We start from the raw sequence: 23,169 nt of genomic DNA, 5'->3' as shown, positions 1-23,169 counted from the left end.
TCCCCGAAACCAAAACTGACGAATGAGACGCGCTCCCATGTTGCCAGCGATGAAATCGCTTATGTCTTCCATGACAGGAAAAAACGACGGGGACAAAAAGCTGACCCCGCTCCAGTTCAAGGCTGATGTCCTGGCAGGCCTGACCGTTGCCCTCGCACTGGTGCCGGAAGCCGTCGCTTTCGCCTTCGTCGCGCATGTGCATCCGCTGGTCGGCCTTTATGCGGCCTTCATCGTCGGCCTCATCACCGCGCTCATCGGCGGCCGCCCGGGCATGATTTCCGGCGCCACAGGGGCGCTGGCGGTCGTCATGGTCGATCTGGTGATTCGGCATGGCGTCGAATATCTGTTCGCCACCGTCGTGCTGATGGGACTGCTGCAAATGATCGCCGGCGTCATGCGCTGGGGCAAATTCATCCGCATGGTACCGCATCCCGTCATGCTCGGTTTCGTCAACGGCCTCGCCATCGTCATCTTCCTGGCCCAGCTTGGCCAGTTCAAGATGAAGACACCGGACGGCGGCATGGAGTGGATGACCGGCGAGCCGCTCTATCTCATGCTCGGCTTCACCGCACTCACGATGGCGCTGATTTACGTGGTGCCGCGCATTACCAAATTCATTCCGGCGCCGCTCGCCGCTGTCGGCATCGTCTCGCTGATTGTCATCGGTTTCAATCTGGACCTGCCGCGGGTCGGCGATCTGGCGAGCATCAAGGGCGGTCTGCCAGCCTTCCATATCCCGATGGTGCCGCTGTCGCTCGAGATGCTGCAGATCATTCTGCCATACTCCCTCATTCTCGCAGCTATCGGCCTGATCGAAAGCCTGCTGACCCTGAACGTCGTCGCCGACATGACAGAGACCAAGGGCGGCGCCTCCAAGGAATGTCTGGCCCAGGGCATCGCGAACACGGTTACCGGGTTCTTCGGCGGCATGGGCGGCTGCGCCATGATCGGGCAAAGCGTGATCAACGTGAAATCCGGTGGCCGCACCCGGATCTCCGGCATCTCGGCCGCGCTGTTCCTGCTCAGCTTCATCCTGTTTGCCTCCGGCCTGATTGAGCAGATCCCGCTGGCGGCCCTGGTCGGTGTGATGTTCATGGTGGTGATCGGCACCTTCGCCTGGAAGAGCCTCATGATCATGCGCCGCATCCCGCGCAAGGACGCACTGCTGATCGTGCTCGTCACCGCCGTCACCGTGATGACGGACCTCGCGGTCGCGGTGATCGTCGGCGTGATCCTGTCAGCTTTGTTCTATGCCTGGAACGCGGCCACCCGGATGCATGCCGTCTCGGGCATCGACGTCTCCGGCGCCAAGATCTACAGCCTGGAAGGACCGCTTTTCTTCGGCTCGACGGAAAGCTTCCTGTCCCAGTTCACACCAAAGGAAGATCCCGACCGCGTGGTGATCGACTTCATGAATTCCCGCGTCGTCGACCATTCCGGCCTGCAGGCCATCGAAAGCCTCGCCACGCGCTATGACGAGCTCGGCAAGCGGCTGCAGCTCCGGCATCTGAGCCGCGACTGCAAGATCCTTCTCGGCAAGGCCGGTCAGCTCGTGGAAGAGCGCGACGATGAAGATCCGACTTACGGCGTTGCGACCGACTACGACCTCAAAACCGGACAGGTCGGCACCGGGCACTAGGCCCGGTCAACCAACCTTCCGTCAGACAGCGGCGGCCAGGACCGGCGATCCCGGTCGGCCAACGATGGCCTCGACGGCAAGACCGACCGACAGAGCATGCGCATCCATGCCGTGACGGCAAAGGATCTGCAGGCCCACCGGCAGGTCCGAGCCGTACTGGTGCACCGGCAGGGAAATCCCGCAAAGGTTCCAGAGATTGCCCGGCTGCGTGTTGCGGGACGCCGCCATCGAACGCGCGGCACCTTCCGGCGCCTGCAGATCGGCAAGCGGCATCGCGACCATTGGCGTTGCCGGCATGACAATCCCGTCGAGATTGCGCAAAGCCTTGTCAGCAAGCGGTTTCAACGCCGCGTGTCGGCGACAGGCCAGGGCATAATCGACCGCCGAGACATCAAGCCCGATAGAGGCTCTCATTGCGGTCACGCTATCCATTCCGTCACGTCCGGCCGTGAACCGGTCAATACCGAGGCTGGCCAGCACTTCCGGGCCGACAATGGTCGGGAATACAGTCTCCCGCTCACGCGGGTCCGGCAGATCTTCCGCTGTCAGTTCGACCAGCTCCACCCCCGCCTCGCGAAGTGCAGCAAGGGCCTTCTCCACGCAATCGGCGACCGCATCGTCGAGATCCTCGAAAAAGAAACCCCGCGGCACCCCGAGGCGCAGCGCACTTGCCGCCGCCGGCTGTGGCATCGATATGGCAGAGGTCGCTCCATGCACAAGCGCTGCATCCGCCGCAGTTCGGCAGAGCGGCCCGAGACTGTCGAGCGTAGGCGAAAGCGGAAACACCCCGTCAGTCGGGATCAGGCCGACACTGGTCTTCTGGCCGAACAGACCGCAGAGCGCCGCCGGAATGCGGATCGAGCCGCCGGTGTCCGAGCCCAGCGCAAAAGCGCACATCCCCGCCGCCGTCGCTGCCGCGGAACCGCTGGAGGAGCCACCGGGAAAGCGGTGTGTATCGAGATCCCACGGGTTCCAGGGTGTGCCGCGCGCTTCGTTAACTCCGGTCGCTCCAAGCGCAAATTCAACGGTCTTGGTCTTGCCCAGGACCACAGCACCACCGCGCTTCAGGGACTTCACATAGCTGCCCTCGGGGCCGGTGATGTCGGCGGACTCGATCAGAGAGCCGTTCGTGGTCGGCATGCCCTCGACTGCATAGATGTCCTTCACCGCCATCGGCACGCCCATCAGCGGGCCCAGATCGGTACCCGCACGCAACAGGCCATCCATCGCCTGGGCGGTGCGCAAGGCACTTTCGGCCGCCACATGCTGGAAGGCTCCGATTTTGCCATCGAGCGCATCGATCCGCTCAAGACAGGCCAGCGTCGCGGCCTCGCTGCTGGTCCGGCCGGCACGGAGATCCTTCGCAAACCCGACTATGCCGCCCTTTTCGAACGGATCTTCTGGTAATTTCGCCACAGCATCTGCCCCCATCTGCCTCGTTTGTGCCTTGTTCGAAAGCCAGACTAGCGCCGACAACCAAGCACGAGGAAGATGCGTTGTGCCACGACACTGATCCGGGGCCGTGCGGAATTGCACCGCCAGCCGCACTCCGGGGTATCGCTAATGGTCGTGAGCCGCTATATCCTTGGGCGTACACGTAATTTAGAGAGCCAGGCGAGCGATGATCACAACCCACTCCGCCCTGATTTATGCCATGGTCCTGAGTGCGGCCGCAGACGGCAATGTCGATGACGAAGAGCTGAACACGATCGGCGAGATCATCAACGTGCTGCCAATCTTCCAGGATTTCGAGACCGGCAATTTCGGTCAGATCGCCAGCTCGGCGATCGATCTGTTGAGCGAAGCCGACGGCCTCGATGCCGCTGTCGACCAGATCAAGCGTACCTTGCCGGAGAAACTCCGCGCGACCGCATACGCTCTGGCCTGTGATGTCGTCGCTGCCGATGGAACGGCAACCCAGGAAGAATTGCGGTTCCTCGAAATGCTCCGCCATGAACTAAATGTCGACCGGCTGACCGCCGCAGCGATCGAGCGCGGATCCGCCGCGCGCTACGCTAGACCCTGAGGAGACGGGCGGCATCATGCCAGCCCCAAAACCGCTCGATGGACGCAGAATTGGTCTCGTCGGCCTCGGCCGGCGCGGCCTCGCAGTCGCCCGCAAACTGACGGATGCAGGTGCGCGCCTGCATGTCTGGACCCAGAACACAGAGAAAGCAGCCGCGCTCGGGGAAGCCCATCCCCTGATTGAGGTCGAGCCCTGTCCCCGCGATGTTGCCCGCTATACCGAAGCGACCCTGATCGCCGTCAACAGCGACGCGGCACTCGAACGGGTCGTGTTCGATCTGGAAGAAGATCGCTATGGCGTATTGCACGGGACACCACCCGACGGCCTGATCGTCGATATCGGCGAGACCCCGCCAGAGCCGACCCGGAATTTCGCAGATCGTGTGCGGCAAAGCGGTCGGATCTGGCTCGACGCACCGGTGACCGAAACCGCGCTGGGCGGAACCATCTCCATTGGCGGCACCGACATGGCGCTCGCCCGGATCTGGCCCTTCCTCAATGCTCTCGGAACCAAAGTCCTGCACGCAGGACCGGTCGGCTCGGGTCAGGCAATCCGGACCTGCGGAGCCGCCATCCATGGCCAGATGGTCCAGGCCCTCGCTGAAGGCTTGGCGCTGGCCGCTGCCTCCGGGGTCGAAGCCGACGCCTTGCTGGCGGCCCTCGCCGACAGTGCTGTAGGCGGTGCCGTACTGTCGGAAAGCGGGCGCCGCATGGCCGACCGCGAATTTCGGGCCGGCCGCACCGTTCGCGAGCAGGCCGAGCTGGCCAATCAGGCGCTGGAGCTGGCCCGCACGGTCGGTATGGAGCTGAAGGGGCTCGCCAACAATGCCGAGCACTGGCAGAGCTTGCTGGACAACTCCCAGGGCGACCTGAACATTTCCTCGCTCATTCTCGAGATCGCCGAAAGCCGGAAGGAAGATTAATGACGGCCATCGACGCCGTTCTGTTCGATGTTGGAAACGTCCTCATCGAGTGGGATCCCCGTCACCTTTATCGCAGCATCTTCGTGAAAGAAGACGGCTCCGCCGATGAAGAGCGCGTGACCCGATTCCTGACGGACATCTGCACCATGGGCTGGCATGTCCAGCACGATCTCGGCCGCAGCCCGGAGGAACAGATCGCAACACTGATCCCGCACCATCCGGAACATGCCGACCAGATCCGGGCCTTCTACGATCGGTTCCAGGAGATGATACCGGGCGCGATCGAGCCCATGGTCGCTGCCAAACGGCAGATGAAAGCGGCAGGCACCAGGATCTACGGGCTGACGAATTTCGGTGTCGAGACCTTCGACGACACACGGAGGCGATTCGACTTCCTCAACGAATTCGAGGACGTCGTGGTCTCTGGCGCCGAGCGCATGAAGAAGCCGGACCCGGCGATCTTCCAGCTCTGTATCGACCGGTTCGGCATCACCCCGGAACGCACGCTCTTCATTGATGACAGTGCCGCGAACATAGCATCCGCCAGCGCGCTCGGCTTCGAGACACATCTGTTCGATGGGCCGGATGCCTGCCTGCAAAAATGCCGGGCGCTTTCTCTGATCTGACACCCATGCATTGCCGCGCCTGCCAGACCGGCTAGACTGAGGCCATGCAAGACCCAACGCTTCTCGCCGCGGCCGCCGCGACCTTTTTCCTCGCCGGAACGGTCAAAGGCGTGATCGGGCTCGGGCTTCCCACCATCACGCTCGGCCTGATGACGCTGCTGCTCGATCTGCCCAGCGCCATGGCCCTGCTCATCGTCCCGTCACTGGCGACCAATCTCTGGCAAGCCGCCGTCGGCGGGCACATGCGGGAAATCCTGCGAAAGACCTGGCCTTTTCTGCTCACGGCCACGGTAACGATCTGGATCGGCGCCCAGGCTCTCAGCCGTATTGACTTGTCCTATCTCTCCGCCCTGCTCGGCCTGTTGCTGATCACCTATGCCGCCACCGGCCTTGCCGGCTTCCGGTTTTCGATGTCGGCGCGCACTGCGTTCCGGAGCGGCCCGCTGTTCGGAATAACCAATGGTATCCTGACCGGAATGACAGGCTCCTTCATGGTTCCGGGCGTGCTCTATCTGCAGGCGATGGGCATGCAACGGGATATGCTGGTTCAAGCCATGGGCATGCTGTTCATGCTGTCCACGGCGGCTCTGGCCCTCGCGCTCGGGCACGGCGCGCATATCAACCCGGAACTCGGCCTCGCATCCGCACTCGGCCTGATCCCCGCCGTCCTCGGGATGGTGCTCGGACGCAAGATCCGCGGATATCTGTCGGAGGCCCGCTTCCGGCAGGTTTTCTTCGCGGGCGTCCTTACCCTCGGCTTGTACATCGTCGCCAGCACTGGCTTTTCCTGATCGACGCCGGGCCAACAAACGGCACAAAAGAAAAACCCTCCAGGGCAAGCCCTGGAGGGTTTCTCGTAAAGGTATCTGGAGGCTTGGCTTAGAAGCCCATGCCACCCATGCCGCCCATGTCAGGCATGCCGCCGCCCGGCATACCGCCACCGGCACCCTTCGGCTCCGGCTTTTCAGCAACCATGGCTTCCGTGGTGATCAGCAGACCAGCAACGGAACCGGCATTCTGCAGAGCAGAGCGCACAACCTTGGCCGGATCGATGATGCCGGCTTTGACGAGGTTCGTGAACTCGCCCTTCTGCGCATCAAAGCCCCAGTCGGTGTCTTTCGACTCCATCATCTTGCCAACGATGACCGCGCCGTCTTCACCGGCGTTATCAGCGATCTGACGTGCCGGGACCTGGATGGCCTTGCGCACGATGTTGATGCCGATCTTCTGGTCTTCGTTGTCCGTCTTGAGGGACGCAAGCGCCTTCACGGCATAGAGCAGAGCGGTACCACCGCCCGGGACAACACCTTCCTCAACCGCGGCGCGGGTTGCATGCATCGCGTCGTCGACACGATCCTTGCGTTCCTTCACCTCGATTTCGGTCGCACCGCCGACGCGGATAACGGCAACGCCGCCAGCCAGCTTCGCGAGACGCTCCTGCAGCTTCTCACGATCGTAGTCGGAGGATGTTTCCTCGACCTGAGCGCGGATCTGGCTGCAACGTGCTTCGATGTCGGCCTTTTCGCCGGCACCGTCGACAACGGTGGTCTCGTCCTTCGTGATCTGGACGCGCTTGGCGGTGCCGAGCATTTCCAGGGACACGTTCTCGAGCTGAATGCCGAGGTCTTCGCTGACCACGGTGCCACCGGTGAGGATGGCAATGTCTTCCAGCATGGCTTTACGGCGATCGCCGAAGCCCGGAGCCTTGACGGCAGCGACCTTCAGGCCACCACGCAGCTTGTTCACGACCAGGGTCGCCAGGGCTTCGCCCTCAACGTCCTCGGCAATGATCAGCAGCGGGCGGCTGGACTGCACGACCTGCTCGAGAACCGGCAGCATAGCCTGCAGGTTGGAGAGCTTCTTTTCGTGCAGCAGGATGTACGGGCTTTCCAGCTCGCAAGTCATCTTGTCAGCGTTGGTGACGAAATACGGGGAGAGATAGCCGCGGTCGAACTGCATGCCCTCGACAACGTCGAGTTCGGTGTGCAGGGACTTGGCTTCTTCAACCGTGATGACGCCCTCGTTGCCCACCTTCTCCATCGCCTTGGCGATCATCGCGCCGATTTCGGCTTCGCCATTGGCGGAGATGGTGCCGACCTGCGCGACTTCATCAGTCGTGGAGATCTTCTTGGCGCGCTTCGCGATGTCAGCAACGACAGCTTCGATCGCCAGATCGATACCGCGCTTCAGGTCCATCGGGTTCATGCCAGCGGCGACGGCCTTGGAGCCTTCGCGCACGATGGCCTGGGCCAGAACCGTAGCAGTGGTGGTGCCGTCGCCAGCGATGTCGTTCGCCTTGGAAGCAACTTCACGCACCATCTGTGCGCCCATGTTTTCGAACTTGTCTGAAAGTTCGATTTCTTTCGCAACGGTCACGCCGTCCTTGGAGATGCGCGGGGCACCGAAGGACTTGTCGAGAACAACGTTACGGCCTTTCGGGCCGAGCGTAACCTTGACGGCGTTCGCGAGCACGTCGACGCCAGCCAGAAGGCGGGTCCGTGCGTCGGTGCCGAATTTAACTTCTTTAGCAGCCATGATGGATCAGCCCTTTCTTAGGATTCCAGAACACCCATGATGTCGGACTCTTTCATGATCAGCAGCTCTTCGCCGTCGATCTTGACTTCCGTACCCGACCATTTTCCGAACAGCACGGCATCACCTGCCTTGACGTCCAGCGGCTGTACCTTGCCGTTCTCATCGCGCGCGCCAGTGCCGGCAGCGACGACTTCGCCCTGCATCGGCTTTTCCTTGGCGGAATCGGGAATAATTATGCCCCCGGCCGTTTTTTCCTCGCCTTCAAGGCGACGGACTACGACCCGGTCATGCAATGGCCTGAATTTCATGCCAAAACCTCCGAATGACTCATCTCTGAGTGACGTTTCTATTGAGTGCTCGCCATAGCGAACCCAAATTATTAGCACTCACCAATGGCGAGTGCTGACGATTTAGGGAATGGCACTTCAACTGTCAAGGAAATGGCACCGAACGTGAGGAAAAAAGCTGAGTCCGGCGCCCTTGGGCGGGAGCATATTGAGTCCTGACGGGACACATGGTGACCACGCGGCGCATTGCCAAGCGAATTCAAGCTTCGACATGCTAGAGACAAGCAGCAATCCATATGCAGCGCTGCTAATGTATTGATTTAATTTATTTATTGAAAAGTGAGGCGTTTCTAACCCAAGCTTTCCCCAGACGCAACATGTGGAGTCGCTATATGTCGATCGAGCCAGTTGTTCTGTTTGAGCGCCGCGTGACCACCGCCGAGATCCTTTACCGCATGCCGGACTACCCGGATCTCCTGCAAAGCTTCATCTGGCAAACCCACGACGTGATCCCGAAATTCCCCCGCCTGCGCCGCTTCCTCGACCATTGGCGGCTGAATATCGAAGCCCCGATCCATTCCGTACAAATCTCCGCCGGCTCCCTGACTGGAGTGGCGAGCTTCAACCACGCGGACGTCGAGTTTCGCCTGCATTGACCCCACGCGAAGGCTGGCCAGTGGGTGCGACCCGGAGGATGCGGTCCAGAGGGTGCGGCATTGCATCCATTTGACCTTCACCGAGACTGACGCCACATTCCGCCAATCTTGAACCAGATGCGGAGTGCCGCGTGAGCGCGACAAGTCAGCTCTACAGTCCGACCGTACCAGAGCACGCAGTCATTGACCGGCCCGTTGCCTGGTGGCTTTCCGGCGTCGCCGTCATGGTGTTCCTGATGATCGTTATCGGCGGCATCACGCGCCTGACGGAGTCCGGACTTTCGATGGTCGAATGGCGCCCGCTGATTGGCTGGCTGCCGCCAATGAGCGAGCCCGAATGGTACCGGGTTTTCTCGCTCTACCAGGACACACCCGAGTTCCAGAAGGTGAACGCCTGGATGACCATTGACGACTTCAAGCACATCTTCTTCTGGGAATATCTGCACCGGGTCTGGGGACGGCTGATCGGCATCGCCTTTGCCCTCCCTTTCCTTGTGCTGGCCCTGACCGGCCGTATCCGCCGGGCGCTCTTTCCCCGGCTCGGCTTCCTGTTTCTGCTCGGCGCTCTCCAGGGCGGTATCGGCTGGTGGATGGTTAAGAGCGGGCTGGTCGACAATCCGGCCGTCAGCCAGTACCGGCTGGCGGTCCACCTCGGCGTGGCCCTACTGATCCTCGCCACACTGATCAGAACGACCCTCGGGCTGATCCGGACACCCTCCGAGACCAACCGCAAGTACCGCCGCCATGCTGTCGCGGCACTGCATCTGATCGCTATCACCTCTGTCGCCGGGGCCTTCGTCGCCGGGCTGGATGCAGGTCTGATCTACAACACCTTCCCTCTGATGAACGGCCATGTGATCCCGCCGGACTATGGCTTCGCCGAACCGTTCTGGATCAATTTCTTCGAAAACCCGGCCGCGGTACAATTCAATCACCGCATCATCGCCATCCTGACCTTCGCCAGCATCGTCTGGCTGCTGGTCCGGGCAATGCGTGCCACCGACATCGCCCCGCGCACCCGCCTCGCCATCCATAGCCTCGGCGGCATGAGTGCGATCCAGGTCGCGCTTGGTATTTCGACGTTGCTCGCACAGGTGCCCGTGACATTAGGAGCCGCGCACCAAGGGGGCGCCGCCCTGACACTCTCCGCCGCAATCTGGGTGCTGTTCGAAGTCTCCGGCGCAAAAACCCGCTCCGGCTGATCGCGAAACACACTGATGACTATGGGCTGCTTGTCCCTCCAGTCCGTGCATGGCGATACTTGCCGCCGCAAGGATAGGAGGTCCCCATGCCCGAACAATCAGTTGCAGCCGAAATCATGCGCGCCGTCGATGCCGGTTTCGATGAGCAGCTACAGCTTAGCCAGGAGCTGGTGCGCTGCCCCTCGACGCGCGGGCAGGAAGCGTCGGCGCAGGATCTGATGGCCCGTGCCGCACGGGATTTCGGCTATGCCGTGGACATGTGGCATATCGATCCCGACGAGATCGCCAAACATCCCGGATTTTCTCCCGTCGATGTCTCTTACGAGAATGCCCTGACCGTCGTCGCTTCCTGGCGGCCGGAGAACCCGAAGGGGAGATCGCTGATCCTGAACGGGCATGTGGACGTGGTCCCGATCGGGCCGGAGAAGATGTGGACCCGGGCGCCTTTCGGCGCCGAGATCGATGGCGACTGGATGTATGGCCGTGGCGCCGGGGACATGAAGACCGGCACCGTCAGCGCCCTGTTTGCCCTTGAAGCGCTAAAGCGTGCGGGCTACCGCCCGGGCGGCATCGTGCATTTCGAATCGGTGATCGAAGAGGAATGCACAGGCAATGGCGCGCTCTCGACGCTGGTGCGGGGCTACAAGGCCGATGCGGTGCTGATCCCTGAGCCGACTGGTGAGACCTTCACGCAAGCGCAGGTTGGTGTGGTCTGGATGCGGGTCAAGGTCGCCGGCATTCCGGTCCATGTCGCCCATGCGGGCAGCGGCCAGAACGCGATCGAAGCCTGCATCCCGCTCTGGAATGCCCTGCACGCGCTTGAGGACGAATGGAACCTGCCGGAGAACAAGCACCCGGCCTTCAAGGATAACGCGCACCCACTGAATGTCGTGATCTCCCAGATCGAGGGTGGCGACTGGACCTCCAGCGTCCCGGCATGGTGCACCTTCGAAGTTCGCGTCGGGCTCTATCCGGGCGTCGATCCGGCGACCATCCAGGCCCGGCTGACGGAGACGATTGCCAATGCCTCGAAGTCCCACACCTTCCTGGCGAACAATCCGCCGGAAATCGAATGGCAGGGTTTCCTGTCACCGGGATACGAAGTGCCGGAAGGAACGCCGGGCGAGCCGCTGCTCGACCGCTGCCATGAAACAGTGTTCGGAGCACCGCTCGGACGCCGATCGTCGACTGCGCTGACGGATTCGCGCTTCCATGGCATCTATAACCAGACGCCGAGCTATGTCTATGGAGCGATCGCGGAGAACGTGCACGGCTTCGACGAGCGGGTGAACCTGCCTTCAGTCCGCCGGGTGACGGCGGCCATGGCTCTGTTCATCGCCGACTGGTGCGGGCTGGAAAAGATCTAGTCCCAACGAGACCGACCAGGACCAGACATAAGAAAACGCCCGCTGACGCGGGCGTTTTCAATAACCAAACTTGCGTAAGCCGTATTAGGCGGCTTTTGCGGCAGCGGCCTTCACGATACGGCGCTTCAGCGCGCGGGCTTCGAGGCCCAGCTGTGCGTTCTTCGCTTTCAGCATGTAGGCATCAAGGCCGCCATTATGTTCGATGGACCGGATCGCATGCGTGGTCAGACGCAGGCGGACCATCTTGCCGAGCGCATCGCTCATCAGCGAGGTCTGCTGCAGGTTCGGCAGAAACCGGCGGCGCGACCTGTTGTTCGCGTGGCTCACATTGTTGCCGGTCTGGACACCCTTACCGGTGATTTCGCAACGACGCGCCATTTTTCTAATCCTCGGTCAACACAATAGAATTGGATTTCGCGGAGCCGGGCTCCACGAGGAAGCAGGGCATATACGCGAGCCCTATTTTTCAGTCAAGCGGATTCGGGTCAAAGCCGGGGCCACGGGCCTGATACTTCTGCCTGGGACCGCCGGTTGCCTACTCGTTCTCGACCAGGAACATCGGCGGCATGGCAGGCCCGACCCTGACGCTCGGCCCGGCCGCGATCATCTTGCCTTTCACCGGCGAAGACAGAACGATGGAGGTTGTCGTCTCGCCGTATTTGCGCATCTGGGAGATCACATGCTCCAGATGCACCATCGAGGAGACAATCACCTTGATCATGTAACTGTCCTGCCCGGTGACATGGTGGCACTCAAGCACTTCGCTCAATGTGTGAGCAACAGTCGCGATCTTGTTATAGTGCTCGCCGGAGGTCTTCAGATGAATGAAGGCGGTTGTCGGATATCCGAGCTTGTCCGGATTCACCGTGGTCCGGTAGCCGGTGATGATCCCGGCATCCTCCATGCGGCGGACCCGCTCAGCGATGGCCGGAGACGACAAGCCGACCCTTCGGCCCAGTTCACTGAAGGAAAGCCGGGCATCTTCCTGCAAGACGCGCAGCAATTGCCAACCAACCTTGTCCAGTTGTCCCTCACCGTTCGCGCTCATGGGGAATTTCCTTCTGCCCGCCAGTTTCAATCAGATCATAAAGCGCCGTGGCCGCTCTGCAAAGCAACTCCGGTAACGCGCTGTGACAGCCGGATGAACCTGACGTTCAAACGCCTCAAACGCGAAGATGCTGATCGATATTGCACTACCAGTAGAAATGCGGCACGTTAACCATACAGTTGTGTGCTTAAGTAAATCGGGAGTATCAGGAGTGGCACGCGTAATAGGGAGCGACCGGATCAGGAAGAACGTCACGATCGGTCATAGACGCACAAGCGTCAGTTTGGAAGCTCAAGTCTGGAATGGCCTCTCCGATATCTGCAAGAGAGAATCGATCGGCATGGACGGGCTTTGTACCATGGTTGCCGAGCGACGGCAGGAATCGAGCATGTCATCCGCATTGCGCGTCTTCCTGCTGACATATTTCCGTCTGGTTGTGGATAATATCGAGGATGCGCTAAGCGCAGCCCCGGCACCGGGACTAGGCGAAAGCAGGCAGGAACCGATTCCCGGCTATCTCGACATCGCCCTGCAGCGCTTTGCCGTCGAGCAAAAGCAATACGCGCTCAGCGATCAGGGCTCCGGAGACACCGCCCACTAGCCTCCGCGTCACCAGGCAAGCACCTCCGAGAAGTACGTCGGGCGTGCGCCATGGCTTGTGGCCAATGCATCAAGCCCTTCACCGACGTCAGCAGTCTCTGCGAGCGCTGCGGCATGAATACCGCAGCCCAGCAGCAGGCTGTCGATACCCGTGCGGTTGGCCCCGAGAATATCTGTCTCCAGATTATCGCCGACAACCAGGACACGCTCCGCCGGGAGACCGATACGGTCGAGACAGCGTCCGAAGATCTCTGGATAGGGCTTGCCGAAATAACGGACCGTGCCGCCCATTACCTCATACCGTTCCGCCATTGCACCGGCACAGATATGCCGCGCACCGCCATGAATGACCGACTTGTCCGGATTGGCGCAGATCATTGGCAGATGACGCGCAACGGAGCCCGATAGCTGGCTTTCATAATCTTCCAGGCGGGAATCCGGGCCGTCCGGTCCCGCGTTCAGAATCCAGTCCGCGTCCTCGACGCTCTCCACCACGGTGAAGGAGCCGTCAGGCACCGTGTCCGGGAAACGGCCCCGGCCCAGCCACAACACCCGCTCGCCAAGTGCCGCCGCTTCCGCATCGCGCCGACCGCCAACAATATCCGCTACCATGCCGCCGGAAGTGACGATTTCGCTGAACCAGGCGAGATCGAACCCGATGCCCGTCAGACGCTCGCCGACGATGGCGGGAATACGCGGCGAGTTGGACAATACCAGTATCTTCTTATCCATACCGGCCAGAGCCCTGACGGTTTCAAGCGCCTCCGGGAAAGCGTTACCGCCGTCATAAAGCGTGCCCCAGACATCGAAGATGAACCCCTCATAGCGGTCGGCGATCTCGGCAAAGGCGGACAAAGGCATGGTCATTCCCAGACTCCGGGCGTGATGAGGATTTCAAAGTTGGCTCGCGGCGCGGGGCCGCAAACTCATTTGGCGGGGGCGGTGGTCGGCCGAGGCTCTCCGAACAGATAGCCCTGACCGAAGTCGATTTTTAGATCGAGCAGGTCGCGCAACATGTCCTCGGACTCGATCTTCTCGACAATCAGGTCCATGGCGCACCGGTCGAGCGCGCCCTTGAAGCGGCCCATGTCGAGCTGCGGGTCGTCGCCCCGGGCCAGCTCATGCAACATATGCGCCCCGACCTTGATGTATTTGAAGCCGAGATCCGCCAGATGCGGCAAATCGAGATCCAGCGTACGCACCTGGTCGAGCGAGAAATGGAAGCCCAGATCCTGCAAACGCTGCAGATTGACCTGGGTCTCGTAGGTCGGGTTGACGATCGCTTCCTGCTCGAATTCGAAAAACAGGTTCGGCGTCAGCTTCTGATTATCGGCCAGGAATTCGATGAAGTCGGTGAAGAAATCGACATCCGTCAACGAGCTGTCTGAGATGTTGCAGAAAAAGGCGAGGCCCGGTTGCCCCCGTACAGCCCGACGCACCAGCTGAATGCAACGGAACAGCAGCATATTGTCGATGACGGCGACCAGTCCGGCTGATTCCGCGACCGGAATATACTGCTCCGGCATGATGACCCGGCCGCGATCATCGACGATACGGGAGAAGCATTCGTAGAATTTCCGCTTCCGCTGCGGCAGGCTGACGATCGGCTGCAGATAGAGATCGACCCGGTCTTCCCGGAGCGCCTGCTCCACGATGGTCAGCACCTCGTCATCGTCGATCAGCAGAAGTGGCTCGCTCGCCCCGGATGCGGCGGCAACAGCGGGTAGCCCCGTATCTTCTTTCGGTTTCTGTTTTGCGGCCGCGGCGGGTTTCGGCTTGGGTTTGTCCGGCGCCTTCGCGGAAAGCTGCCCAAGCAGGCCCTGCAGAACCTTCAGCTCGGACACCACATGTCCGCTGTCCGGCATGGCTTCTATGGTCTCTCGGATCGCGGAAACTTCCTCACGCGCGGCATCCAGATCATGCCGGGTGACGGCCAGCTCGTGCGCCAGCACCTCCAGCTGACGCTCGGAGGATTCCCGGGAGGCCTTCACCGACATCCCCATATGCACGAGGCTCGCGACGGTGAGCAGGAGCAGACCTGCCCCCCATCCGGGCATACCGATGAACGGGATAACCGGCGCCAGTACCGCAATCGCGATGGCGGGAAACAGATAGAAGCTAACGATCAGGACGTGACGCAACTGCGCGGTCCCCTTTCCGGTTCAGGGCGTGGCCCCAGCCTCCACGCCAATAACCTCCGTAACGGAGGAACAACCGTCCCGTTCAAGCAGCGTGCCAAGCTCCTCGGCAATCCGTCGAACGAGACCCGGTCCTTTATATATCAAAGCGGTGTAGAGCTGAACGAGAGAGGCGCCGGCCTTGATCTTGGTATAGGCAGCCGCCCCCGAATCGATGCCGCCGACGCCGATCAGGGGGAGCTTTCCGCCAGTCAGCCGATAGGTCTTCGCCAGGATCGCTGTCGAAGGCTCGAACAGCGGCGCTCCGCTGAGCCCCCCCGTCTCCCCCTTGCTCGCGCCCTTCAGGCTTGCGGGACGGGCTATAGTGGTGTTGGAGACGATCATCCCATCGATCCCCTCATCCAGCACAACACCGACGATCCCCTCAAGCTGCGCATCGTCCAGATCGGGAGCGATTTTCAGCAGGATTGCCGGACCGGTTTCGCCCGTAACATCCTTCCGCGCGGCCTTTGCCGCCCTCAGCAACTCGCGCAACGGCCCTGGCGCCTGCAAATCCCGCAGACCGGGCGTGTTTGGCGAGGAGACGTTGATGGTGATGTAATCGGCGAGCGGTGCTGTCGCCCGGACGCCTGCCGCATAATCGCTCTCCGGCGTCTCGACACCCTTGTTGGCGCCGACATTGGCCCCGACGATACCCTGCGTTCGGTCGCGGCGTGCGAGCCGGGCCGCTCCGGCTTCAAGGCCGCTGTTATTGAAACCGTTTCGGTTGATGACGGCGCCATCCTCCGGCAAGCGGAACAGCCTTGGGCGCGGATTGCCCGGCTGCGGGCGCGGCGTCATGGTGCCGACTTCTACAAAAGCGGCGCCAAGCTTCAGGGCGCCGGCAAAGGCTTCCGCATCCTTGTCGAACCCGGCGGCAATACCGACCGGGTGCGGGAAGCGCAGGCCGAACAGGGATTGCCCGAGGCGGGCATCCGGCACCCAGCCACCCGTGGACGGACCGAGTCCGGCGGACAAGGCCCGAACGGTAAGACGGTGTGCGGTCTCTGGATCGAGGCAGCGCAGCAGGGGAAGAGCAAGATCAGCCAGCATAACCGTCTACTCCGCCTTCATCTCGGGGAAGACATGCAAACCATCCTCACCCAGCGGAAGATCGAATTCCGCGACAACAGCATTGGCCGGCAACGGGCCGTATAGATGCGGGAACAACTCCCCGCCACGGGCCGGCTCCCACTTCAAGGGCGCGCCGAGAACCGCGCTGTCCACTTCCAGCAGCACGAGACCGGACTCTCCGCTGCGATGCTTGGCCGCACTTCCGACGACCTGAAGCGCCGTCGAGAAATGCAGAAATCCGTCGGCCGTATCCTCACGGGAGCCTTCGTAGGAACCGGCTGCCTTGGCACGATCCCAGTCGGCCCGGCGCGAGAGGTGGTAAATCCACCTGAATGGTGCTTGCTGTGTCATGGCCGGGAGAGTAGCCGCCGACCCGGCCAATCTCAAATTGTTCCGCTCTTCCTGGAGACAATTGCGTCATTGGCATTGCGCCGGGCGGCGAGCTAAGCTGATTGTCAATTTCGGGGCGCGTCCGTTGACCCCCGCCAGACCTAAAAATCTATCCTGGAGCATTCCAATGAAGTCGCTGACGTATCTCGATGGCGAATGGCAAGAAGGCAATCCGCCGGTTCTTGGCCCGGCAACCCTCGCAACCTGGCTCGGGTCGGTGATTTTCGACGGCGCACGGTCCTTTGAGGGAACCGCGCCCGACCTCGACCGGCATTGCCAGCGCGCCTGCGCCTCGGCAGAAAAGATGGGCATGAAGTCCCCGGTCAGCGCCGAGGAGATCGAACGCCTGGCCCGCGAGGGGATCGCCAAATTCCCGGCCGACACCGCGCTCTATATCAAGCCGCTGATGTGGGCCGAGGATGGCTGGATCTATCCTGACCCGGCAACCACGCGCTTCATGCTGCATATCTTCGAATCGCCGCTGCCGGAGCCGAAAGGCTTCTCCGCCCATATCTCCAGCCGGCGCCGTGCAGCCCCGGATCAGGCACCGACCGACGCCAAAGCCGCGTGTCTCTATCCGAACGCCGGTCGCGCCCTGCGCGAAGCAAACGAAGCCGGGTTCGACAATGCCATCATGCTGGACCCGGTCGGCAACGTCGCCGAATTCGCCACCTCCAACGTCTTCATGGCGAAGGACGGTGTGGTGAGAACGCCGGTGCCTAACGGAACCTTCCTGAACGGCATTACCCGCCAGCGCATCATCAAGCTGTTGCGCGAGGATGGCGTGACCGTTGAGGAAGCGACCGTCACCCCGAAGGACCTGCGGGAAGCAGATGAGCTCTGGTCCACCGGCAACCATGCCAAGGTTACCCCGGTATCCCGGTTCGAGGACAGGGAATTGCAGCCGGGACCGATCGCCGCCCGCTGCCGAGAACTCTATTGGGGTTACGCGAAGAAAAACGCGGCGCTCTAGGGAGCGGCACGCAACAAACAGCGTCAATCCGTGGCGGCTTCGCTGCGGATTGACGAACGATTGGCCTGCGGAAGTTTATCCGGCTCAGCTTTCCGGGCGGAATTTCTCGATCAGGGTGCCGACGCCACCGACGTCCTTAAAGATATCGAGCTTCTCGACCTCGACCTTTACCGCCAGCACGCGACGGTCGTCGAAAGCAAGCTCGCAAATCCGTTCCGCGAACCCTTCGACCAGCAAAACATGGCCCGCTTCGGCTATCATGCGGATACGACCGATGAAGGTCTCGTAACAGAAGACCCGGCTGTAGTGACTGCCGATACCGTCTTCCGGATAATCCAGGGTCAGGTCGACCGAGATCTTGACCCGCTGCGGGTCCGCCTTTTCGAACTCATGCACGCCGATGAACATGTTGAGCACGAGGTCACGGATACGCACCGTGTAGCCTGAACGGGGTTTCGCATTGGGGGCCGCATCGCGGACCACATCCAGCGGCGTCACATTATCGCCAATCAGGTCTCTCGCCACCGGCTTTTCCCTTCGTTTCATCCCGATCCAGCCGCCATGCGTATCGCATTGAGCGCTCCGCGAACATCCGAAATCCGTCACGAAACCGCAATTTCCGACAGGACGGCTGGATCAAGGCGCGCAATGTCAGGTTTTGATATCGAAGAAATCGACCGGCTTCATCAGAATGTTCTGCTGTTCCACAAGGCCGCCGAATTCCGCGCTGTGCTTGGTATATGTGAGCCAGTCCGGATCGGCCCACATGGCCGCCCGCTTGGCTTCGCGGTCGCCCGCGCTCTCGTAGACCCAGATATGGATATACTGGTTCGGGTTGCCGGTTTCGGTGACCATGTAGGCAAGCGGCTGGCCCAGATGCTTTGTCTGCGGCGCCTTGCCGTATTTCTCGTAAATCTCGAGATGTTTTTTGATGGAGCCGGGGCGGCAGGTGTAGGTACGTACGTCGAGCAGCATGGAATCCTCCCAAAAATTCAAAGTCCGTGCGCAGCATAAGCGGTGCAGCGCGCGCCCTCCAGCGCCGAGCAGGAATAAGAGGCGCGACGGCAGGGAGACAGTCCCGGCGCATCCGCCCCAGAAAAATCAATCCAGGAAGATCAATCCGGGAACATCAGTCCAGACGGCGCACCCGTCCCTCAACGCCGGCTTTGACGACACCGCTCTTCTGCACATAGTCGATGACCTGGCTTGCCATCAGGCGCGCCGAACTCGCATCGACGACGATCTCGCCTTTCACGAAGGCATTGTAGCCATCACCGCCTCTGGCGATGAAATCATTGACTGCAATGACGTAGACCTTGCCGAGATCGAGAGGTGTATCCGCGACTTTCACTTCAGACACCCGGGAGCCTGCTGGCTTGCGGCCGTCAAAGGCAAAGCTGATGCCGGAAACATGCGGGAAACGGCCGGCCCCCTTCTCTACCTGCGAGACCCCGTTTTCCAGGGCCGCGCGCAGGTCCGATCCCTTCAGCCGCATGGTCACCGTCCGGTTGCCGAAGGGCAATTCCGTCAGCACATCCTTTCGGGTCAACGTGCGGCCCGCCGTGTAATTGGTGTCCCCGCGAATACCGCCACCGTTTGTGATCGCCGCATCGGCACCTGTCGCCGTCCTCATCGCATCGGCAATCAGATTACCGAAAGCGTTTTCCGCCGAACGCACGGAGGCCCGGCGGGTATCGAGCGCGACCTCGGTGACACCGACTTCGATCGCAAGTTCGCGGTCCAGCTTGGAGCTAAAGGCCGAGACTTTCGCCGCAAGGACAGGGTCCGGTTCCACATCTGTTGTATTGATTAGCGAGAAGCTCGGTTGCCAGACCAGTTGCGGCCCGGCCCGGCCCTCGACCCGGTCGACGGTGAGATCCATGATCCCGACGAAATTACCCTGGCTGCCGGACTTCAGAATGGCCTGCTTTCCGTCATAGAGCACCAGAACGAGGTGGTCGTGACCGCCGAGCAGAATGTCGATACCGGCTACCTGACGCAGCGTCTCCAGATCTTTTTGATAAACCGCGTGGGTCAGCGCGATGACAAGGTCCGCGCCGTCCTTGCGCAGCTCAGCCACAACCTCCTTCGCCGTTTCGGCGAGCGGCGCGAAACCGACATCGGGGCCGGAGCTCGAAAGGCTCGGCGTATCGGTCGTGGTCAGACCGAGAAGCCCGATCTTGTACTCACCCGCCGTCACCAAGCGCGACCGCTCGGCACCGGGAAAGCCGGGCTTGCCCTTGTAGGAGATATTACTGCCGAGGACCGGATATTTGGCTTCCTCCAGACGCTGCTTCAGGACATCCGGGCCAAAATCGAATTCATGATTGCCAAGTACGGCCGCATCGAAACCGATGGCATTGGCCAGAGCCACCATATGGGCGCCCTTGTCGAAGCCGGACAACAGGGAGGGCGAGAGCATGTCGCCGCCGAAGGTCAGCAGCACCTGCCCGCCTTCGGCCTCGACCCGATCACGCTCGTAACGCGCAATACTGGCGATCTTCGCGGCCCCACCGGCCCCGTCCTTGGCATCAAGCCGATCCCAGTCATTCACGTGAACGATCGACAGACGCAGCGGCTCAGCATAGGCCGGAGCCCCGCAAACAGCGAACAGCGTGAGCAGCAGTAACGTATGGAGCGCGGCGCGCATGGCTTCTCTCCGTGAACAAACCAGTCGAAGACTAGCCTGTTTTACGGGAAATTTCACCAACCACTATGAAAAGTCTCGGCTATTCCGCTAGGCGGACCGGCGCATCTCCGCGCGGCGGTTCCGTGGCGTATCCTCGTCGAAGAGGTTGGTCAACTGGTCCATCATGGTCCCGCCAAGCTGCTCGGCATCCACGATTGTCACCGCCCGGCGGTAATAGCGCGTCACATCGTGCCCGATGCCGATCGCGACCAGCTCAACCGGAGACTTGTTCTCGATATACTGGATGACTTCGCGCAGATGGCGCTCCAGATAGTTCCCCGGATTGATGGAGAGCGTAGAATCGTCAACCGGCGCGCCGTCTGAAATCACCATCAGGATGCGGCGTTCTTCCGGACGTGCCAGCAGGCGCTGATGCGCCCAGAGCAGGGCCTCGCCGTCGATGTTTTCCTTCAGGATGCCCTCGCGCAACATCAGGCCGAGCGACTTCCGCGCGTGGCGCCAGGGCGCGTCCGCGGACTTGTAGACGATGTGACGAAGATCGTTGAGACGTCCTGGATTGACCGGCTTGCCGCCCTGAATCCAGTTTTCCCGCGACATGCCGCCCTTCCAGGCCTTGGTCGTGAAACCGAGAACCTCGACCTTCACGCCGCAGCGCTCGAGCGTGCGGGCGAGAATGTCCGCGCTCATCGCCGCGATCGAGATCGGCCGGCCGCGCATGGAGCCGGAATTGTCGATCAACAGGGTCACGACCGTGTCCCGGAAATCCGTATCCTTCTCCATCTTGTAGGAGAGCGAACTGTCCGGCTGCACCACCACGCGGGACAACCGCGCGGCATCGAGAATGCCTTCTTCCAGATCGAACTGCCAGGAGCGGTTCTGCTTTGCCATCAGCTTGCGCTGCATCCGGTTGGCGAGCCGCCCGATCATGCCCTGAAGGTGGCTGAGCTGTTGGTCCAGCAGCGCCCGCAGCCGGGCCAATTCTTCCGCGTCGCAGAGTTCGTCCGCCCTGACGACCTCGTCATATTCAGTCGTGTAGGCGTGATAGCTTTTCAGCAAGCGGTTGCTGTCATCGGCATTGTGCATCTGCGGCGGTGTGCCGGGATTGGCCGGCTGCTCGTCACCCTCGCCGGGCTCGAAGTCGCCATCCTCGGTATCTTCGCCCTCACCGGCCTCATCGCCGGAATCCATATCGGACGGAACCATTTCGGAGGAGGTGCTGTCTTCCGCCGTACCCTGCGTGCCGCTGTCGTTCAGCTCCTCACCTTCGCCGCCATCGTCTTCTGCCTCGGAGTCGGAATTCGACTCGTCGGTCATGCCGTCGTCGCCGATTTCAAGATCGAGTTCACTGATCAGCTGGCGGGACAGTTCCGCATAGGCTTCCTGGTCCTCGAGATGGCTCGACAGCTCCGAGAGCGTGTCGCCGATCTTCGAGTTGACCCATGGGCGCCAGAGATCGACCGCGCCCTGCGCGCATTCCGGCGGCGGGGAGCCGGTGATCGCCTCGCGGGCCATCAGCCGAACCACTTCGGAAAGAGCAACCTCGTCCTTGTCGGTAACGCCTTCCAGGCCCTGCTTCTGGTAACGCTGCTCCATCGCCGCTTCGAGGTTCTGGGCTACGCCGGACATCCGCATGGCACCAAGCGCCTCGACCCGGGCCTGTTCGGCCGCATCGAAGATTTCCAGCGCGGCCTGACCGGACGGCTGGCGGCGGGCATGGGTCGCCGCATCATGAAAGCGGAGCTTCAGGGCAAGGCTGTCTGCCTCGCCGCGAACCCGCGCCACATCCTCGGCCGGAAGTCCGCGCGGCGGGGACGGCAGGCGCACCCGGTCACCCGAGACACTGGCCTGATCCGCACCATAGGTGACCTCAAGCTCCTTCTCGTGGGCCATCGCCCGCACGCAGGATGCTGTCGCGCGCTTGAAATCCTCAAGCCGGTCGTCGTCCGCCATAGATGCCATCGGGTCCTGTCCGCGCCGCTTTTCTCTATTCCGCTGCGCGGATGCTGGTCTCCGGCAGATCGGTCCCGAAGCAGCGCTGATAGAATTCGGAAACCGTGGCCTGCTCGACCTCGTCGCACTTGTTCAGGAAGGTCAGGCGGAACGCCGTCGCGACATCCTCGAAGATGGACGCGTTTTCGGCCCAGGTGATCACGGTCCGCGGCGACATGACGGTGGAGATGTCTCCGGCGATGAAGCCGGCCCGGGTGAGATCAGCCAGCGAGACCATGTTGGAGATCGTCTCGCGGCCTTCCGGCGTATCGTAGCTCGGCAGTTTCGCCAGAACGATATCCACCTCACGGTCATGCGGCAGATAGTTCAGCGTGGTGACCACATTCCAGCGGTCCATCTGACCCTGGTTGATCTGCTGGGTGCCGTGATAGAGCCCGGTGGTATCGCCAAGGCCGACTGTGTTGGCAGTGGAGAATAGGCGGAAATACTTGTTCGGATGAATGACCTTGTTGGTGTCCAGCAGGGTCATCTTGCCGTCGGCTTCCAGCACGCGCTGGATCACGAACATCACGTCGGCCCGGCCGGCATCGTATTCGTCGAACACCAGCGCCACGCTGTTCTGCAGCGCCCAGGGCAGGATACCTTCACGGAACTCTGTGACCTGCTTGCCGTCGCGCAGAACGATCGCGTCCTTGCCGATCAGATCGATACGGCTGATGTGGCTGTCGAGGTTCACCCGGACGCACGGCCAGTTCAGGCGCGCCGCGACCTGCTCGATATGGGTCGATTTTCCAGTGCCGTGATAGCCCTGGATCATGACCCGGCGGTTGTGAGCGAAACCGGCCAGAATGGCGAGCGTGGTCTGCTTGTCGAACAGATAGGTCGGGTCCAGCGTCGGGACGTAGTCGCTCGGCTCGCTGAAAGCCGGTACCTTCATATCGACATCGATGCCAAAGGTCTCGCGAACCGAGACCTCGGTGTCCGGGGCTTCGATATGGTGCGCAGGCTTGCGCTCGTAAACATGTGCTGCCGACATGGCCCTATTCC

The 23,169-nt window shown here is 61.6% G+C and carries 24 protein-coding genes; 10 read left to right on the top strand and 14 right to left on the bottom strand.

Annotated features, from left to right (window positions below; genetic code table 11):
- Window positions 1-61 precede the first annotated feature (61 nt).
- Window positions 62-1,639 (top strand): SulP family inorganic anion transporter, encoded by a 1,578-nt coding sequence (locus K328_RS0121610; protein WP_051285384.1) that lies wholly within the window; start codon window positions 62-64, stop codon window positions 1,637-1,639.
- Window positions 1,640-1,660: 21 nt separating this feature from the next.
- Here the strand turns inward: K328_RS0121610 and K328_RS25395 are convergent, their stop codons facing one another.
- A complete protein-coding gene (locus tag K328_RS25395) occupies window positions 1,661-3,055 on the bottom strand; it encodes an amidase (RefSeq protein ID WP_051285415.1) in 1,395 nt (464 codons plus the stop codon).
- Window positions 3,056-3,260: 205 nt separating this feature from the next.
- Between K328_RS25395 and K328_RS0121600 the strand changes: the two genes are divergently transcribed.
- The 4 genes from K328_RS0121600 to K328_RS0121585 are packed head-to-tail and all read left to right on the top strand — an operon-like array spanning window position 3,261 to window position 6,004.
- Window positions 3,261-3,665 (top strand): tellurite resistance TerB family protein, encoded by a 405-nt coding sequence (locus tag K328_RS0121600; protein ID WP_028467742.1) that lies wholly within the window; start codon window positions 3,261-3,263, stop codon window positions 3,663-3,665.
- Between the two features lie 16 nt (window positions 3,666-3,681).
- On the top strand, window positions 3,682-4,587 hold the full coding sequence (locus K328_RS0121595; RefSeq protein ID WP_028467741.1) for an NAD(P)-dependent oxidoreductase: 906 nt from the start codon (window positions 3,682-3,684) through the stop codon (window positions 4,585-4,587).
- Window positions 4,587-5,213 (top strand): HAD family hydrolase, encoded by a 627-nt coding sequence (locus K328_RS0121590; RefSeq protein ID WP_028467740.1) that lies wholly within the window; start codon window positions 4,587-4,589, stop codon window positions 5,211-5,213. Before K328_RS0121595 ends, K328_RS0121590 begins: the two co-directional genes overlap by 1 nt.
- A gap of 44 nt (window positions 5,214-5,257) precedes the next feature.
- A complete protein-coding gene (locus K328_RS0121585; RefSeq protein WP_028467739.1) occupies window positions 5,258-6,004 on the top strand; it encodes a sulfite exporter TauE/SafE family protein in 747 nt (248 codons plus the stop codon).
- 88 nt (window positions 6,005-6,092) lie between these two features.
- On the opposite strand, the gene groL is transcribed toward K328_RS0121585, so the two are convergent.
- Together groL and groES are read right to left on the bottom strand one after the other, a co-directional pair.
- Window positions 6,093-7,748: a chaperonin GroEL gene (gene groL / locus K328_RS0121580; protein WP_028467738.1), complete on the bottom strand. Its 1,656-nt coding sequence runs from the start codon at window positions 7,746-7,748 to the stop codon at window positions 6,093-6,095.
- Window positions 7,749-7,765: 17 nt separating this feature from the next.
- Window positions 7,766-8,056, bottom strand: a complete 291-nt coding sequence (groES, locus tag K328_RS0121575) for a co-chaperone GroES (protein ID WP_028467737.1) — start codon at window positions 8,054-8,056, stop codon at window positions 7,766-7,768.
- Between the two features lie 371 nt (window positions 8,057-8,427).
- Between groES and K328_RS0121570 the strand changes: the two genes are divergently transcribed.
- From K328_RS0121570 to K328_RS0121560, 3 genes are all read left to right on the top strand, one after another.
- Window positions 8,428-8,691: a hypothetical protein gene (locus K328_RS0121570; RefSeq protein ID WP_028467736.1), complete on the top strand. Its 264-nt coding sequence runs from the start codon at window positions 8,428-8,430 to the stop codon at window positions 8,689-8,691.
- 131 nt (window positions 8,692-8,822) lie between these two features.
- Window positions 8,823-9,893: a COX15/CtaA family protein gene (locus K328_RS0121565; RefSeq protein ID WP_028467735.1), complete on the top strand. Its 1,071-nt coding sequence runs from the start codon at window positions 8,823-8,825 to the stop codon at window positions 9,891-9,893.
- Window positions 9,894-9,979: 86 nt separating this feature from the next.
- Window positions 9,980-11,260, top strand: a complete 1,281-nt coding sequence (locus tag K328_RS0121560; protein ID WP_028467734.1) for an ArgE/DapE family deacylase — start codon at window positions 9,980-9,982, stop codon at window positions 11,258-11,260.
- A gap of 84 nt (window positions 11,261-11,344) precedes the next feature.
- Here the strand turns inward: K328_RS0121560 and rpmB are convergent, their stop codons facing one another.
- Window positions 11,345-11,638 (bottom strand): 50S ribosomal protein L28, encoded by a 294-nt coding sequence (gene rpmB, locus K328_RS0121555; protein WP_028467733.1) that lies wholly within the window; start codon window positions 11,636-11,638, stop codon window positions 11,345-11,347.
- Between the two features lie 157 nt (window positions 11,639-11,795).
- Window positions 11,796-12,308: an Lrp/AsnC family transcriptional regulator gene (locus K328_RS25390; RefSeq protein WP_036555324.1), complete on the bottom strand. Its 513-nt coding sequence runs from the start codon at window positions 12,306-12,308 to the stop codon at window positions 11,796-11,798.
- A gap of 211 nt (window positions 12,309-12,519) precedes the next feature.
- On the opposite strand from K328_RS25390, the gene K328_RS26190 reads away from it, so the two are divergent.
- Complete coding sequence (locus K328_RS26190) at window positions 12,520-12,909, top strand: ribbon-helix-helix domain-containing protein (protein ID WP_051285382.1); 390 nt, start codon at window positions 12,520-12,522, stop codon at window positions 12,907-12,909.
- An 8-nt stretch (window positions 12,910-12,917) separates the two neighbouring features.
- On the opposite strand, the gene K328_RS0121540 is transcribed toward K328_RS26190, so the two are convergent.
- Genes K328_RS0121540 through K328_RS0121525 form a run of 4 tightly spaced genes read right to left on the bottom strand, consistent with a single transcriptional unit; the run spans window position 12,918 to window position 16,510 of the window.
- Window positions 12,918-13,775 (bottom strand): TIGR01459 family HAD-type hydrolase, encoded by an 858-nt coding sequence (locus K328_RS0121540; RefSeq protein WP_028467732.1) that lies wholly within the window; start codon window positions 13,773-13,775, stop codon window positions 12,918-12,920.
- 59 nt (window positions 13,776-13,834) lie between these two features.
- Window positions 13,835-15,049, bottom strand: coding sequence for an EAL domain-containing protein (locus tag K328_RS26185; protein WP_051285380.1), 1,215 nt, complete (start codon window positions 15,047-15,049; stop codon window positions 13,835-13,837).
- Window positions 15,050-15,070: 21 nt separating this feature from the next.
- The gene (locus K328_RS0121530) at window positions 15,071-16,138 is read right to left on the bottom strand and encodes a quinone-dependent dihydroorotate dehydrogenase (RefSeq protein ID WP_028467731.1); all 1,068 of its coding nucleotides are present in this window, start codon (window positions 16,136-16,138) and stop codon (window positions 15,071-15,073) included.
- Between the two features lie 6 nt (window positions 16,139-16,144).
- Entirely contained in the window at window positions 16,145-16,510 is a 366-nt protein-coding gene (locus K328_RS0121525) for a DUF952 domain-containing protein (protein ID WP_028467730.1), read from the bottom strand.
- A 166-nt stretch (window positions 16,511-16,676) separates the two neighbouring features.
- Here K328_RS0121525 and K328_RS0121520 point away from each other — a divergent pair, with 166 nt between their 5' ends.
- Window positions 16,677-17,522, top strand: a complete 846-nt coding sequence (locus tag K328_RS0121520) for a branched-chain amino acid aminotransferase (protein WP_028467729.1) — start codon at window positions 16,677-16,679, stop codon at window positions 17,520-17,522.
- 84 nt (window positions 17,523-17,606) lie between these two features.
- On the opposite strand, the gene K328_RS0121515 is transcribed toward K328_RS0121520, so the two are convergent.
- From K328_RS0121515 to cobS, 5 genes are all read right to left on the bottom strand, one after another.
- Window positions 17,607-18,047: a dihydroneopterin aldolase gene (locus tag K328_RS0121515; RefSeq protein WP_051285378.1), complete on the bottom strand. Its 441-nt coding sequence runs from the start codon at window positions 18,045-18,047 to the stop codon at window positions 17,607-17,609.
- A gap of 126 nt (window positions 18,048-18,173) precedes the next feature.
- Window positions 18,174-18,497: an NIPSNAP family protein gene (locus tag K328_RS0121510; RefSeq protein WP_028467727.1), complete on the bottom strand. Its 324-nt coding sequence runs from the start codon at window positions 18,495-18,497 to the stop codon at window positions 18,174-18,176.
- Window positions 18,498-18,651: 154 nt separating this feature from the next.
- Complete coding sequence (locus K328_RS0121505; RefSeq protein ID WP_028467726.1) at window positions 18,652-20,172, bottom strand: bifunctional metallophosphatase/5'-nucleotidase; 1,521 nt, start codon at window positions 20,170-20,172, stop codon at window positions 18,652-18,654.
- Window positions 20,173-20,259: 87 nt separating this feature from the next.
- Window positions 20,260-22,131: a cobaltochelatase subunit CobT gene (gene cobT / locus K328_RS0121500; RefSeq protein ID WP_036555320.1), complete on the bottom strand. Its 1,872-nt coding sequence runs from the start codon at window positions 22,129-22,131 to the stop codon at window positions 20,260-20,262.
- 25 nt (window positions 22,132-22,156) lie between these two features.
- Window positions 22,157-23,158, bottom strand: a complete 1,002-nt coding sequence (cobS, locus tag K328_RS0121495; RefSeq protein WP_028467724.1) for a cobaltochelatase subunit CobS — start codon at window positions 23,156-23,158, stop codon at window positions 22,157-22,159.
- Between the last annotated feature and the right edge of the window lie 11 nt (window positions 23,159-23,169).

The sequence above is a fragment of the Nisaea denitrificans DSM 18348 genome, from assembly GCF_000426505.1.
GTDB classification, from domain to species: Bacteria; Pseudomonadota; Alphaproteobacteria; order Thalassobaculales; family Thalassobaculaceae; genus Nisaea; species Nisaea denitrificans.
Note: the sequence above shows the minus strand (reverse complement) of the source record. Positions and strands in the feature narration are given on the sequence as shown.

What these genes read in the sequence shown, in the direction of transcription:
- K328_RS0121610 (WP_051285384.1), top strand. Translation starts at nt 62, where the DNA reads ATGTCTTCCATGACAGGAAAAAACGACGGGGACAAAAAGCTGACCCCG.
- K328_RS0121600 (WP_028467742.1), top strand. Translation starts at nt 3,261, where the DNA reads ATGATCACAACCCACTCCGCCCTGATTTATGCCATGGTCCTGAGTGCG.
- K328_RS0121595 (WP_028467741.1), top strand. Translation starts at nt 3,682, where the DNA reads ATGCCAGCCCCAAAACCGCTCGATGGACGCAGAATTGGTCTCGTCGGC.
- K328_RS0121590 (WP_028467740.1), top strand. Translation starts at nt 4,587, where the DNA reads ATGACGGCCATCGACGCCGTTCTGTTCGATGTTGGAAACGTCCTCATC.
- K328_RS0121585 (WP_028467739.1), top strand. Translation starts at nt 5,258, where the DNA reads ATGCAAGACCCAACGCTTCTCGCCGCGGCCGCCGCGACCTTTTTCCTC.
- groL (WP_028467738.1), bottom strand. Translation starts at nt 7,748, where the DNA reads ATGGCTGCTAAAGAAGTTAAATTCGGCACCGACGCACGGACCCGCCTT.
- groES (WP_028467737.1), bottom strand. Translation starts at nt 8,056, where the DNA reads ATGAAATTCAGGCCATTGCATGACCGGGTCGTAGTCCGTCGCCTTGAA.
- K328_RS0121570 (WP_028467736.1), top strand. Translation starts at nt 8,428, where the DNA reads ATGTCGATCGAGCCAGTTGTTCTGTTTGAGCGCCGCGTGACCACCGCC.
- K328_RS0121560 (WP_028467734.1), top strand. Translation starts at nt 9,980, where the DNA reads ATGCCCGAACAATCAGTTGCAGCCGAAATCATGCGCGCCGTCGATGCC.
- rpmB (WP_028467733.1), bottom strand. Translation starts at nt 11,638, where the DNA reads ATGGCGCGTCGTTGCGAAATCACCGGTAAGGGTGTCCAGACCGGCAAC.
- K328_RS25390 (WP_036555324.1), bottom strand. Translation starts at nt 12,308, where the DNA reads ATGAGCGCGAACGGTGAGGGACAACTGGACAAGGTTGGTTGGCAATTG.
- K328_RS0121540 (WP_028467732.1), bottom strand. Translation starts at nt 13,775, where the DNA reads ATGACCATGCCTTTGTCCGCCTTTGCCGAGATCGCCGACCGCTATGAG.
- K328_RS0121530 (WP_028467731.1), bottom strand. Translation starts at nt 16,138, where the DNA reads ATGCTGGCTGATCTTGCTCTTCCCCTGCTGCGCTGCCTCGATCCAGAG.
- K328_RS0121525 (WP_028467730.1), bottom strand. Translation starts at nt 16,510, where the DNA reads ATGACACAGCAAGCACCATTCAGGTGGATTTACCACCTCTCGCGCCGG.
- K328_RS0121520 (WP_028467729.1), top strand. Translation starts at nt 16,677, where the DNA reads ATGAAGTCGCTGACGTATCTCGATGGCGAATGGCAAGAAGGCAATCCG.
- K328_RS0121510 (WP_028467727.1), bottom strand. Translation starts at nt 18,497, where the DNA reads ATGCTGCTCGACGTACGTACCTACACCTGCCGCCCCGGCTCCATCAAA.
- K328_RS0121505 (WP_028467726.1), bottom strand. Translation starts at nt 20,172, where the DNA reads ATGCGCGCCGCGCTCCATACGTTACTGCTGCTCACGCTGTTCGCTGTT.
- cobT (WP_036555320.1), bottom strand. Translation starts at nt 22,131, where the DNA reads ATGGCATCTATGGCGGACGACGACCGGCTTGAGGATTTCAAGCGCGCG.
- cobS (WP_028467724.1), bottom strand. Translation starts at nt 23,158, where the DNA reads ATGTCGGCAGCACATGTTTACGAGCGCAAGCCTGCGCACCATATCGAA.